At 72.5% G+C, this 13,947-nt stretch carries 4 protein-coding genes; all 4 read left to right on the top strand.

Annotation, left to right across the window (positions count from 1 at the left end):
* Positions 1-36: 36 nt before the first annotated feature.
* Positions 37-6,084, top strand: a complete 6,048-nt coding sequence (locus WME76_RS18345) for an AAA family ATPase (RefSeq protein WP_437961385.1) — start codon at positions 37-39, stop codon at positions 6,082-6,084.
* 11 nt (positions 6,085-6,095) lie between these two features.
* Positions 6,096-11,330 (top strand): phosphorylase family protein, encoded by a 5,235-nt coding sequence (locus WME76_RS18340; protein WP_437961384.1) that lies wholly within the window; start codon positions 6,096-6,098, stop codon positions 11,328-11,330.
* Positions 11,331-11,459: 129 nt separating this feature from the next.
* Complete coding sequence (locus tag WME76_RS18335) at positions 11,460-12,149, top strand: alpha/beta hydrolase family protein (protein ID WP_437961383.1); 690 nt, start codon at positions 11,460-11,462, stop codon at positions 12,147-12,149.
* A 72-nt stretch (positions 12,150-12,221) separates the two neighbouring features.
* Complete coding sequence (locus tag WME76_RS18330) at positions 12,222-13,934, top strand: hypothetical protein (protein WP_437961382.1); 1,713 nt, start codon at positions 12,222-12,224, stop codon at positions 13,932-13,934.
* Positions 13,935-13,947 lie beyond the last annotated feature (13 nt).

Raw genomic sequence — 13,947 nt, 5'->3', positions numbered from 1 at the left:
TTGGGAGCCGCTCCGGCAACCTCCAGAGCTCCTGGTATGCTGGCCACTTCACGTTATGTCGACCTGGAGCTCCTGCACGAAGGGGCCGATACGGTCCTGTACCGAGCCCGGCGTCGAGATGACGGCCAACCGGTGGTGCTCAAGGTCCTGCGACGCGACCACGCGAGCCCCCAGGCCCTCTGGCGCCTGCGCCGCGAGCACGAGATCGCCGGGGCGGTCGAGGCGTCGGCCGCCATCGTCCGGCCGCACGCGATCGAGCGGCTCGGCGATCAGATGGCGCTGGTCCTGGAGGACTTCGGCGGCCGCTCGCTGGACCGGCTCCTCGGAGGGCCGATGCCGCTCGAGCGCTTCTTCCCCCTCGCCCTCCGCCTGACCGACGCGCTCGCCGAGCTGCACCGCCACCACATCATCCACAAGGACATCAAGCCCCAGAACCTGCTCTACAACCCCGAGACCGGGCAGGTGAAGATCACCGATCTCGGGATCGCCTGCCTCGCGCAGCGCGAGCACCAGCACCTCGCGCCCGTCGGGCTCATCGAGGGGACCCTGGCGTACATGGCGCCCGAGCAGACAGGCCGGATGAACCGCTGGATCGACGAGCGGACCGATCTCTACTCCCTCGGCGTCACCTTTCACCAGATGCTGACTGGCACCCTGCCGTTCCAGGCCGGCGATCCCGTCGAGTGGGTCCACTGCCATGTCGCGCGGATGCCGCCGCCGGCGCACGCGCTCGTCCCCTCGATTCCCCCGCTCCTGTCCGCGGTCGTGCTCAAGCTGCTCTCCAAGGCCGCCGAGGAGCGATACCAGAGCGCGACCGGCCTGCGGCGCGACCTGGACGAGTGCTTCGCCCGGTGGCGGGCGACCGGCACGATCGACGCCTTCCCGCTGGGCCAGCGCGACGTCTCGGACCGGTTCCAGATCCCGCAGCGGCTGTACGGGCGCGAGCGCGAGGTCGAGGCGCTGCGCGCCGCGTTCGAGCGGGTGGTGGCGCAGGGCCGGCCAGAGCTCGTGACGGTGGCGGGCTACGCGGGCATCGGCAAGTCGTCGCTCGTCGCCGAGCTGCACACGCCGGTGGTGCGGGAGCGAGGCTCCTTCCTCTGCGGCAAGTTCGACCAGGCCGCGCGGGACGTCCCCTACCGCGCTTTCCTTCAGGCGTTCCGAGCGCTCCTGCAGGAGATCCTCGGCGCGACCGAGGAGCAGGTCGAGCGCTGGAGAGGGCACCTGCGGGAGGCCCTCGGCCCTGACGGGAGGCTGCTCGCGGACGTGCTCCCCGAGATCGAGCTGCTCCTCGGCCCACAGCCGCCCGTGCCCGAGCTCCCGCCCACCGAGGCCCAGAGCCGGCTGCTCGCGACGCTCCAGCGCTTCGTCGCGGCGACTGCACGGAAGGAGCACCCCGTGGCGCTCTTCCTCGACGATCTACAGTGGGCCGACGCGGCCAGCCTCCTCTTGCTCGAGCAGCTCGCCACCTACGCCGGGTCCGAGCACCTGCTGCTGGTCGGCGCGTACCGAGACAACGAGGTCGGCCCCGCGCACCCGCTGCGGCTCGCGCTGGCCGAGGCGCGGAAGCGCGGCGCCGTGATCTCCGAGCTCGTCCTCGAGCCGCTCTCGACCGCCCACGTCACCGCGCTGGTCGCCGAGGCGGTCCACGCGCCCGCGGGGCAGGTCGAGCCGCTCTCGCGGCTGATCCACGAGAAGACCGGCGGCAACCCGTTCTTCGTGCTCCAGTTCCTGATGGAGCTGCACCAGGAGGGGCTCATCGCCTTCGACGCGGAGGAGGGCCGGTGGCGATGGGACATCGCCGCGATCCGCGACAAGGGGTTCACCGACAACGTCGTCGAGCTGATGGCGGCCAAGCTGAGGCGGCTCTCGGCCTCGGCGCAGGACGCGCTCAAGCTCGCCGCGTGCCTCGGCAGCAGCGTGGACCTCGACACCCTCGCGGTGGTCGCGAACCGCCCGGCGACGGAGCTCGCCGAGGCGCTCGAGGAGGCCGTGCGCGAGGGGCTGCTCCTCCGCCGGAACGACAGCTACCGGTTCCTCCACGACCGCGTGCAGCAGGCCGCCCACGCCCTCATCCCGGCGGCGCAGCTCGCGGAGGTGCACCTCTGCATCGGTCGGCTGCTCCTGAAGGGGCGGAGCGTGGAAGAGGGCGAGGAGGCGCTCTTCGACGTCGTGGGCCACCTCAACCGCGGCGCCGCGCTCATCCGCTCCCCGGCGGAGCGGGGCGACCTCGCCGCGCTGAACCTCCGCGCTGGCAGGCGAGCCCGGGCGGCGGCGGCCCACGAGTCCGCCGCCGCCCTCTTCGCCGCTGGCATGGCCCTCCTCGGCGAGGATCGCTGGGAGACGCAGCACGAGCTGACCTACCACCTGAGCCTCGAGCGCGCGCGCTCCGCGTACGTCACCGGCAGCTTCGAGGAAGCCGAGCGGCTCCTGGAAGAGCTCATGGATCGCGCGAGGGCCAAGATCGAGACGGCCGCCGTCGTCGAGCTCGCCGTCGCCCTGTCCCAGACCCGCGGACGATGCGCCCGTGCGGTGGAGATCGGGCGCTCGTGGCTCCGCGCCTGCGACATGGATCTTCCGCTTCACCCCACCGACACACAGATCGAAGAGGAGACGAAGAGCGTCTGGCAGGCCCTGCGCGACCGACCGATCGAGGACCTGATCCGCCTGCCCCCCATGACGCACCCGGAGACCAAGGCCGTGATGGCCGTGCTGCAGGGGGTGACGGGCCCTGCGATCTTCGTGGATCACAACCTGCACTATCTGCTCGTCATGCGCATGGTCAAGCTCAGCCTGCACCACGGCAACGCCGAGAGCTCCGCCCTCGCGTACGCCGCCTTCGCGAGGCTGATCGGCCCGAGGTTCGGGCGACACCAGGAGGCTTACCTGTTCGGAAAACTCGGCCACGACCTGGCAGACAGGAGCGGCTCTCTCACCACGAAATCGCTGGTGTTCACCCTCTTCGGACAGATCGTCGTCTTCTGGACACGCCACTACAGAGAGACGTATCCGTACACGCGCGCCGGCTTCAGCGCCGCGGCCGAGTCCGGCAATCTGACCATGGCGTGCCTCAACTGCGTCTGGGCCGCGCTGTTCCCGCTGCTCTGCGGCGAGCCGCTGGAGGACGTGCTTCACGGGGTCGAAGAGCGTCTCGGCTTCGTGCGCAGGGCCGATTATGCGTTCGCGCACAGCGCCCTCGTCGGCGGCCACGCCGTGATCCAGATGCTGCGAGGCAGGCCGGTCCACTTCCCGACGCTGGACGGCTCCGATCTGGATGCGTCGGCCTTCGAGGCGCGGCTGAAGGAGGGGGATCTCCAGGGCGCTCGCGGTCTCTATCACAGCTTGAGGGCCCAGGCGCTCTTCGTGCTCGGCTCTCCCGGAGAGGCGCTGGCGGCAGCGACCCTCGTGACGGCCGAGCACCCCTGGAGGACCGAGCCGTACGCGCCCCTCGCCGAGAACGTCTATTATCTCGCGCTCGCGCTCGCGGCCCTCTCGGACGGCGCGCACGAGGCGCAGCCGTCCCCGACCGAGGCGCTCCCCGCGCAGCTCCTCGACTGCGAGCGGCAGCTCGGCGAGTGGGCCAGGAGCTGCCCCGACAACTTCCTCCACAAGCACGCGCTGGTCGGCGCCGAGATCGCCCGGCTCCGAGGGCACGATCCGGAGGCCGGCCGGCTCTACGAGCAGGCCATCGCGTCGGCGCGGGAGGGCGGCTTCGTCCAGCACGAGGCCATCGCCAGCGAGCTCGCCGCGGGGTTCTGCCGCGCGCGCGGCCTGTCCACGCCCGCCGACGCTTACCTGCGGAACGCCCGCGCCGGCTACTTCCGCTGGGGCGCCCACGCCAAGGTCGAGCAGCTCGATCAGCGTTATCCCTTCCTCGTCGAGCGCAAGCCGCTCGCGCCCACCCTCACCTTCGCGGTGCGGGCCGAGCAGTTCGACGTCCTGTCCGTGGTCAAGGCCTCGCAGAGCATCTCCGGCGAGCTCAGGCTCCCGCGCCTGCTCGAGATGCTGCTGCGCATCGTGGTCGGGCACGCGGGCGCCGAGGAGGGATACGTCCTCCTGGTCCGGGAGGAGCGCCTGTCGATCGCGGCGATCGAGGCGCCGGGAGGCGCGGTACGGCTGCCCGGCGCGGGCGAGGCGCCTTCGGCCGCGCTGCCGCAGTCCGTCCTCAACTATGTTCGCCGGAGCCACGAGCGCGTGCTGCTCGACGACGCCGCCGCCAGACACCCGTTCGTGGAGGACGAGTATTTCCGGCGCAAGCGTCCGAGATCAGTGCTGTGCCTCCCCATCATGCGACAGGACCGGCTGCTCGGCCTGCTCTACCTCGAGAACAACCTCGTGACCGGGGCCTTCACCCCCGGGCGGCTCAGCGTCGTCGAGCTGCTCGCCTCGCAATCGGCCATCTCGCTGGAGAACGCCATGCTCTATTCCGAGCTCGAGCAGGAGAACGCCGAGCGGCGGCGGGCGGAGCAGGAGCTGAAGGCCAACCAGCAGACCCTCCAGGCCATCATCGACAACTCGGCGGCGTCCATCTACCTCAAGGATCATCAAGGCCGACATCTGCTCATCAACCGGCACGTGAGCAACATCTTGCGCCTGCCGCCCGAGAAGATCCTCGGCAAGACCGTCGCCGATCTGTTCCCTGCTCCGCTCGCCGCGGCCATAGAAGACCATGACCGGCGGGTGCTCGCTGCGGGCGTGCCGATGGAGTGGGAGGAAGAGGTGCCGCTGGAGGACGGGCTGCACACCCTCCTGTCGGTCAAGGTCCCGCTGGGCGAGGGGCCCGCGCCCCGCACGATCTGCGGCATTTCCACCGACATCACCGAGCGCAAGCGGGCCGAGCGGGCCGAGCGCTTCCTGGCCGAGGCGAGCCGGAAGCTGATGATGCTCGGCTATGGCGCCACCTTCGAGAGCGTGGCGCAGCTCGCGGTGCCTGAGCTCGCCGACCAGTGCGTCGTCGACGTGGACCCGGACGACCACGCGCCGGGCAGCGCGGTCGTCGCAGGGGTGCCCTGCGAGCAGGTGGAGGCGTTGAGGGAGGCGCTGCGTCTTGCGGGGGCGCCACCGGCCGGGTCCGGCGGCGAAGCGGGCCCCGCCGCGCCCCTCTCCCAGCAGGTGCACCGGCTCGACCAGCCCGTCAGACACCGCCTGGAGCAGCTCGACATCCACGCATGGCTCCGGGTCCCGCTCCTCGCGCGCGACAGGTGCCTCGGGGTGATGACCCTGCTGGCGACCACGCCTCGGCGCCGTTACGGCCCCGACGAGCTGCGGCTGGCCGAGGAGCTGGGGCGCCGCGCGGCGCTCGCGCTCGAGACAGCCCGCCTGTACGCCGAGGCCCAGGAGGCCATCCAGCGGCGGGACGAGTTCCTCCTCGTCGCGTCGCACGAGCTCAAGACCCCGCTGACCTCGCTGCAGATGCAGGCGTACCTCGTCGGGCGGCTGCTGGGTCGTTACCAGCGCGCGGAGGTCGCCCCGGAGCGGATCGACGCGTCGCTCCAGGTCCTCAACCGCCAGATCGCGCGGCTCGGGCGCCTCGTCGACGAGCTGCTCGACGCGACGCAGCTGCACGCCGGGCGGATGACGCTCGCGCGCGCGCCCGTCGATCTGGCGGCGCTGGCGCGCGAGGTCGTCGAGCGGATGGACCAGCCGATCGCGAGCGCGCGCTGTCGCGTCCAGCTCGATCTGGACGAGCCCGTGGTCGGGCGCTGGGATCCGTCGCGCCTCGAGCAGGTCCTCGTCAACCTCCTGTCCAACGCGATCAAGTACGGCGCCGGTGGCCTCATTCACGTCGTCGTGCGCCGGCAAGAAGGGCGCGCGCTGCTCTCGGTCCGGGATCACGGGATCGGCATCGCCGAGGCGGATCACGCCAGGATCTTCGAGCGCTTCGAGCGCGCTGTGTCGGTCCGGAACTTCGGCGGACTCGGCCTCGGGCTCTACATCGTCCGCTGGATCGTGGTCTCGCACGGCGGCACCATCCGCGTGGAGAGCAGGCCGGGCGCCGGCGCCACGTTCCGCGTGGAGCTCCCGCTGGAGCCGGCGGAGATCGAGGCGGAGGGAGCACACCTACCGGCCGGCCGAGGGACGTCGTAGAAGCGATCTCGATGACCCGCTCGGACGTGCTGCGCCCGGATGTGCTGATCGTGACAGCGCTTCAGGATGAGCTGGAGGCGGTGCTGGCGGCGGGAGGGGCGCCGGGCGAGGAGACCGCGCCGGCCGGGGAGATCGCGGGACAGGACGTCGGGGCGCGGTTCGGATGGGAGGAGAAGCGCGACAGGCCGCGGTTTCGTTACCACGCGCGGATGATCCCCAATGAGCGCGGCGAACCGCTGGTGATCGCGGCGGCGTGGATCGGGGAGATGGGGCCGACGGCGACGGCGGCGCGCGCGCAGCAGCTCCTCGGCGATCTGGAGCCGGCGGTCCTGGCGATGTGCGGGATCTGCGCCGGATACCGCAAGGAGGTGTCGCTGGGCGACGTGATCGTCGCGGACCGGGTGTACCTCTACGATGACGGCAAGGCGGTCTCCGGCGCGGGCGGCGACGACTTCTGGCAGGACATCACCACGTACAACCTCGAGGCGACGTGGCGCCACGACGCGGCGTTCTTCGCGCGCGAGTTCGCGGCGGCGGCGGAGCCGCTGCGGCGTGGCCGGCCGGTGCCGAAGGAGGCCCAGCGGCGCTGGTTGCTGCACGCGCTCGACGCGCACGAGCGGCGCGGCGGCCCCGCGCCGCTGGAGCACCCGGAGCGCCGCGCCCGCTGCCCGCGGTGGAGCGATCTGGTGAAGGAGCTCGAGGACGGATCCGGGGGCGCGCCCGCGTCGAGGGCGCTGATCCGGCTCGACAACGAGCGGGGCGCCTACGCGCTGACGGACGCCGGGCGCGCGTGGGTGACGCGGGACCGCAACGTCTACCCGGACGGGGCGCCGGACGCGCCGGCCTTCCGCGTGCACGTGGGGCCGATCGCGACGGGCAGCGCGGTGCGCGAGGATCCAGAGCTCTTCAAGCGGCTGCGGCGGTCGGCGCGGAAGACGCTCGGGGTGGAGATGGAGGCCGCGGCGGTCGGGTCCGTGGCCGAGCGGGAGGGGATCCGGTCGATCATCGCGAAGGCGGTGTCGGACCACGCCGACCACGAGAAGGACGACAGCTTCCGCGAGTTCGCCTGCCGGGCGTCGGCGGAGCTGCTCCTCGCGTTCCTGCGGCGGCAGCTCCGGCCGCGGCCTCAGCTCGCGGTGGAGCGCGAGGACGCCGAGGTCCCCTCGGTGCGGCGGGGGCCCATGTCGACGCGGGCGCGGCCGCAGAACGAGCTGGTCGGGCGGGTGGAGCGGGCCTGCCGGCTGCGCGAGGAGGGGGCCACCCTCGTCGAGCTGGAGGCGCGGCATCCGCTCGCGGGGCTGCTGGAGGTGTCGCGCCCCAAGCAGGGGAGCCCGTGGCGGTTCCCGCTCGGCGTCGTCGACCGGCCGCTCGACGACGAGGCGCTCGAGGCGTTCGGCGGCGTGCTCGAGGCCTACCGCGCGGAGAACCCCTACGTGCAAGGGAAGCTGATCCACGTGGGGGAGCGCGCCCCGGAGGCGCTCGGCCGGAAGGCGCGGGCGCGCGGGATCGAGATCGCGACCTTCGGCGAGTACCAGCGCCTGCTCGACCTCTCGCGGTACGCCGAGCGGCAGCTCGCCCGGGTCGAGGCCGACGATCGGTACCCCGCGTCGCTCTACGTGGAGCAGCGGGCGAAGCACCGGCTCGGCCGGGCGCCCTGGGAGGCCACCGGGGACGTGCTGCAGGAGATCCTGTCGGTGCTCGACTCCGAGCACGGCCGGCTCTTGCTCGTGCTCGGCGACTTCGGGACGGGCAAGACCTTCCTGATGCGTGAGCTCTGCCGGCGGCTGACCGCCGCCGGCGGCCGGACGCCGGTGCTGGTGGAGATGCGGGCGCTGGAGAAGCGGCGGTCGCTGAACGAGCTGCTCGCGCAGCACTTCGCCGCCGCGGGGATGGGCAAGATCGACCTCGACGGGTTCCGCTACCTGCTCGCCGAGGGGCGCGTGATCCTGCTGTTCGATGGCTTCGACGAGCTGGCGTTCCGGGTGAGCTACGACCGGGTGCTCGAGCACTTCGCCACGGTGCTGGAGGCGGCGTCGGAGCGCGCCAAGGTGGTGGTCACCAGCAGGACCGGGCACTTCCTCACGGACCGCGAGGCGAACAAGGAGCTCGTCGATCGCGCGGAGCAGACGGGGCACGCGCGGCTGTTCAAGCTGGAGCCGTTCGGGGAGGACCAGATCCAGCGCTTCCTCGGGAAGCTGCTCGGCGACGACGGCGCGGCCAAGGCGAGGTTCGAGCTGCTGCGCGACGTGGAGGATCTGCTGGGGCTCTCGGCGAACCCGCGGATGCTGAGCTTCATCGCGGAGATCGGCGCGGAGGAGCTCAAGGCCGCGCGATCGCTGGCGGGCAAGATCACGTCGGCGGCGCTGTACGAGCTCCTGCTGCGGCGCTGGCTGCGCGGCGATCTGAAGCTGGCGACGGACACGGCCGAAGATCCTGCGCTGGGGGAGGCGCAGCTCTGGAGGGCGGTGACGGATCTGGCGCTGCTGCTCTGGCCGAAGGTGGACCGCGGCGTGGGCATCGAGGAGATCCCGCGCGAGCTGATCGCGGCCGCGCAGGCGCTGGATCCGAGCCGGAAGCCCGCGGAGGAGGGGCTGGTGCGGCACCAGCTCGGGTCGCGGTCGCTGCTGGTCCGGGACGAGACGGGCACCTTCTCGTTCCTGCACCAGTCGATCATGGAGTGGCTGGTCGCCGACGCGGCGGCCGCGGAGGTGAAGGCGTCCGGCGAGGCGCCGGTGCTCGCGCAGCGGGAGATGAGCGACCTGATGGCCGACTTCTTCATCGCGCGGGCGGGGCGCCAGGCGGCGACGCGGTGGGCGGCGTGGAAGCTGGGCGCGCCGGGGCAGGAGGTCGCGGGGAAGAACGCGCTGCGGGTCGAGCGGCGGCTCCGGGTGGGGGCGCTGGAGGAGGACATCATCCCCGTCGACGTGGTGCTGGACTTCGAGGGGGAGAACCTGTCCGGGCAAGACTTCTCCGGGCAGGACCTGCGCGCGGCCAACTTCCAGCGGGCCAACCTCGCCGGCGCGACGCTCATCGGGGCGGATCTGCGCGGGGCGAAGCTCGGGGGGGCGAGGCTCCTGCGCGCGGATCTGCGGCGGGCGCTGCTGCAGGGGGCGGACCTCAGCGCGGCGGACCTGTCGTGGGGCAACCTGAGCGAGGCGGACCTCACCGCGGCGAAGCTCCTGGCCACGACGCTGCGGGGCGCGAAGCTGCTCGGCGCGAAGCTGCCCGGGCTGTCGGAGGAAGACGCGCTCGGGGCGGCGCTGACGGCCAGCGACGCGATGCCGATGTGGGGCGCGGGCTCGGTCGTGCTCGCGGTGGCGTTCAGCCCGGATGGGATGCTGCTCGCGACCGGGCACTACGAGGGCACGGTGCGGATCTGGGACGCCGTGACGGGGGCGGCGCTCCGCGTGCTCCAGGGCCATGAGGGCTGGGTCCAGAGCGTCGCGTGGAGCGCGGACGGCAGGACGCTCGCCTCGGGCTCGTCCGACAAGACCGTGCGGCTGTGGCAGGGCAGCACGGGCAAGGCGCTCGGCGTGCTCATGGGCCATGAGGGACCGGTCCTGAGCGTGGCGTGGAGCGCGGACGGCGTGACGCTCGCCTCGGGCTCGGAGGACCAGACCGTGCGGCTATGGCAGGGCAGCACCGGCAAGGCGCTGGGCGTGCTCCGGGGCCATGAGTACGTGGTCTTCAGCGTGGCGTGGAGCGCGGACGGCGTGACGCTCGCCTCGGGCTCGGGCTACACGGTCCGGCTGTGGCATGGCGGCACGGGCCAGCCGCTGGGCGTGCTCCGGGGCCACGAGGGGCCGGTCCTGAGCGTGGCGTGGAGCGCGGACGGCCGGATCCTGGCCTCGGGCTCGGAGGACAGGACCGTCCGGCTGTGGCATGGCGGCACGGGCGAGGCGCTCGGCGTGCTGCGGGGCCACGACGATCTGATCTGGAGCGTCGCCTGGAGCGCGGACGGCATGACGCTGGCCTCGGGCTCGGAGGACAAGAGCGTGCGGCTGTGGCAGGGCACCACGGGCAAGGAGCTCGGCGTGCTCCAGGGGCACGAGAACACGGTCAAGAGCGTCGCCTGGAGCGCGGACGGCATGAGGCTGGCCTCGGGCTCGCTCGACAAGACCGTCCGGCTCTGGCAGGGCAGCACGGGCAAGGCGCTCGGCGTGCTCACCCACGCGACGCGGGTCGCGAGCGTGGCGTGGAGCGCGGACGGCGTGACGCTGGCCTCGGGCTCGTCGGACGACACCGTGCGGCTGTGGGAGGGCAGCACGGGCAAGCAGCTCGGGGTGCTGCAGGGCCATGACCGCTGGGTCAAGAGCGCAGCCTGGAGCGCGGACGGCGTGACGCTGGCCTCGGGCTCGGGCGACATGACCGTGCGGCTGTGGGAGGGCATCACGGGCAAGCAGCTGAGCGTGCTCCAGGGCCATCAAGGCGAGGTGCTGAGCGTGGCGTGGAGCGCGGACGGCGCGACGCTGGCGTCGGGCTCGGGCGACAGGACCCTACGGCTGTGGCATGGCGGCACGGGCGAGGCGCTGGGCGTGCTCCACGGCCATGAGGGAGAGGTGCTGAGCGTGGCGTGGAGCGCGGGCGGCGCGACGCTGGCGTCGGGCTCGGGCGACAGGACCGTCCGGCTGTGGGATGGCGGCACGGGCCAGGCGCTCGGCGTGCTCCATGGCCATGAGGGAGAGGTGCTGAGCGTGGCGTGGAGCGTGGATGGCGCGACGCTGGCGTCGGGCTCGGGCGACAGGACCGTTCGGCTGTGGCAGGGCAGCACGGGCAAGCAGCTGCGCGTGCTTCAGGGCCATGAGGGAGAGGTGCTGAGCGTGGCGTGGAGCGCGGACGGCGTGACGCTGGCGTCGGGCTCGAGCGACAAGACCGTTCGGCTGTGGCATGGCGGCACGGGCAAGGCGCTGCGCGTGCTCCAGGGCCATCGAGAAGGGGTCCGGAGCGTGGCCTTCCACCCGGACGGCCGCACGCTCGCTTCCGCCTCGTACGACGGCACCATCCGCCTCTGGAACGTCGCGACCAAGCGCTGTCTCGCCATTCTCCTCCCGCTGCCCGAGGGCTGGGTCGCCTTCACGCCCGACGGTCGTTACAAATTCGGGGGCAACCTCGCCGGCAACTTCTGGCACGCCATCCATCTCTGCCGCTTCGAGCCCGGCGAGCTCGATCCCTATGTCCCCGGGCTCCGCCTCGAGGACGACACGCCGCTCCTCACCGCGGCCCCGCGCCACGCGCCGTCGCTCTGAGCAGGCCCTCCGCTGCGCTGGCCGCCCGCTGCGCTGGCCGCGTATCACGTCATTCCCGTCTGCGCGCGGCCGCCGTCGCGACGTGTCCCGGCCTCGACGCCGGCCCCTCCGTCATGGCATGAGGGATCCATGCCCGAGCGAGCGCTCTCGATTCCCCTCTCCGACGGCAATGCGGTCTCGGGCGTGATCCACGCGCCCGCTGTGCGCGCGAAGCGCTCCGGCGTCGCCGTGGTGCTGGGCCATGGGGCCGGCGGCGACATGCACGCGCCGCTGCTGGTCGACGTCGCCAGGGGGCTCAAGGACCGCGGGCACACGGTGCTGCGCTTCAACTTCCCGTACAAGGAGCTCGGCCGGAAGGCGCCCGACAGGCGGGAGAAGCTCGAGGCGGCCTACGAGGCCGCGATCGCGAGGCTGCGGAAGGAGAAGCCGGATCGGCTGGTGATCGGCGGCAAGTCGATGGGCGGGAGGATCGCCTCGCTCCTCGCGGCGCGGGCCGTCCCTTGCGATGGGCTCGTCTTCCTAGGCTACCCGCTGCACCCCGCGGGCAAGCGCGACGCGCTCCGCGACGAGCACCTCTCGGCCATCAAGGCGCCGATGCTCTTCCTCCAGGGGACCCGAGATCCGCTCTGCGATCTCGAGCTCCTCCGGCCGGTGCTGAAGCGCCTCGGCCGCCGGGCGCGCCTGCATGTGGTGGAGGGAGGCGATCACTCGCTCGAGGTCCTGAAGTCGGCGGGGCGGACGCGGGAAAGCGTGCTTGACGAGATCGTTGCCGGCATCGAGGGCTGGCTCGTGAAGCGGGTCGCCGGCATGAAGGCATGACGTCGGGAGGGCGCTGCGGGGGCGAGCACACTCGACCCGCGAGCCGCCCCGCTTGCCGAGGTCGCGGACGCGGTGGAACAGCGGCTGGTCGGCCGCGAACGCCGGCCCGGGCGTGAAGCGCGCGAGGACGAAGACGTTGTCGAGCATTCTGGCGCAGAACGGCACAAGCCGTTGCGTGCGACATCGACTGTCGCGCAGGAAATCGAGTGGCACGTTTGGTGCTGGTTCGCTGCGCATCCACGGAGGCCATCGATCATGCGCGGGGCGTTGACTACGCATGTCCTACGGATCTTGAGCGCCGGTATCCTCGCCGGCCTGTCGCTGACGGTTGGGTGCCGGGGCGGTACCAGCGTGGCCCCAGGCACAGGAGGGGCCGGCGGCGCCGGCGGGAGCGGCGGCGCCGGCGGGAGCGGCGGCGCCGGCGGGAGCGGCGGCGCCGGCGGGAGCGGCGGCGCGGGCGCCGTACCGGTGACGTGCGATTCGCAACCGGGTAACCACGACGACGCCTGTCCCGCGGACGCGCCTTGCGCGATCACGCTCGACGTGGAGGTGACCTGCGCCGATCTCGGGTTTGCGGAACTCGGAGCGCTGGCCGTGCCGGCGGCGGGCGCGACGTACCTCGTCACGAGCGGCAGCTACGCAACGCGGCTGTTCGAGCTCCACGGCGAGGTGGCAACGCAACGCGACCTCGACATGGCTGCCAGTACCGTGAGCGTGGCGCTCTCGCCGGATGGGACGGCGTATGTCGCGGCGGATGAGACGCAGGCCTGGCGCGACGGCGACCCCGGCGGTGTCGTGTTCCTGCCGCTCGCCGGCAGCGCGACCGAGAAGCAGCGGGTGTTCGGCCGCGACGGCAAGTACGTGCCAGTCTGGGATCTCGCGATGGACTCCAGGGGCGAGCCGCACATCTGGTTCACCATGGACGCGCCCGACGGCCTCGCCCACGCGACGCGCACGCCGAGCGGCACCTGGGACGTCGTGCCGGCGACCCGGCCGGGCGGCGGCGAGTGGACCCGCTTCGCCCTCGCGCCCGACGACGCGCCGCTTGTCTTCGGGTTCGTCCCGGCGGATTCCTCGGCATGGCAGCTCACGGTGCTCGATGGCACCACGGAGCGGAGCCTCGGCGCTCCGACGAGCCCGCTCGAGTACGATCCCATCGCGCCGCCGAAGCCCGCCGGCCAGGCGACGATTCCCCGCTTTGCCGCGGTCGTGCAGCACCCCGACGGGCTGCGGCTGGCGAGCGCCGCCGAGGGCGACGGCTTCGACGAGATCGCGATCCCCGGCACCGCGATGCCGACGTACGGCTGCGAGCTCGGGTTCGGCGGGCCCGCGCAAGACGGCTGCCCGGCCGAGTGCCACGAGGTGACCTCGGGGCTCGAAGGGGCGGCCTTCTCGGCCGCGCGCACGAGCGATGGCGACGTGTGGATCGCATTCGCGATCAGCCACATCGACTGGACGGTCGCCTACGAGGTGCAGGACGTCGACGTGACGGCCACCTGCGTCGGCAACATCGCGGCGGACGCCAGCCGCGGCGAGCTACGCCTCGTGCGCGTGCCGGCCGCCGGGGGCGCGCCCGAGGTCGCGCTTGATCTGCCGCTCCCCGCGATCGCGGGCGATAGCCACTCCGCCGATTCGCAATGGGAGCGCCCGCTCGTCCATGTCTCCGCGTTCGGCGCGGAGATCACCGTCGCTGTGCGCACGCGGGCGTCTCGGTCCGGGCCCTACACGGTGCGCGCGCTGCGCGTCGACACCTCGCTCGTCGACCTTGCCGCGCCAGGTGACTGAGACGCGCGCCCAG

Source organism: Sorangium sp. So ce119 (genome assembly GCF_051524405.1).
GTDB lineage: Bacteria > Myxococcota_A > Polyangia > Polyangiales > Polyangiaceae > Sorangium > Sorangium cellulosum_G.
The sequence above is the reverse complement of the archived record's forward strand: the minus strand, read 5'-3'. Positions and strand labels throughout refer to the sequence as shown.

What these genes read in the sequence shown, in the direction of transcription:
- WME76_RS18345 (WP_437961385.1), top strand. Translation starts at nt 37, where the DNA reads ATGCTGGCCACTTCACGTTATGTCGACCTGGAGCTCCTGCACGAAGGG.
- WME76_RS18340 (WP_437961384.1), top strand. Translation starts at nt 6,096, where the DNA reads ATGACCCGCTCGGACGTGCTGCGCCCGGATGTGCTGATCGTGACAGCG.
- WME76_RS18335 (WP_437961383.1), top strand. Translation starts at nt 11,460, where the DNA reads ATGCCCGAGCGAGCGCTCTCGATTCCCCTCTCCGACGGCAATGCGGTC.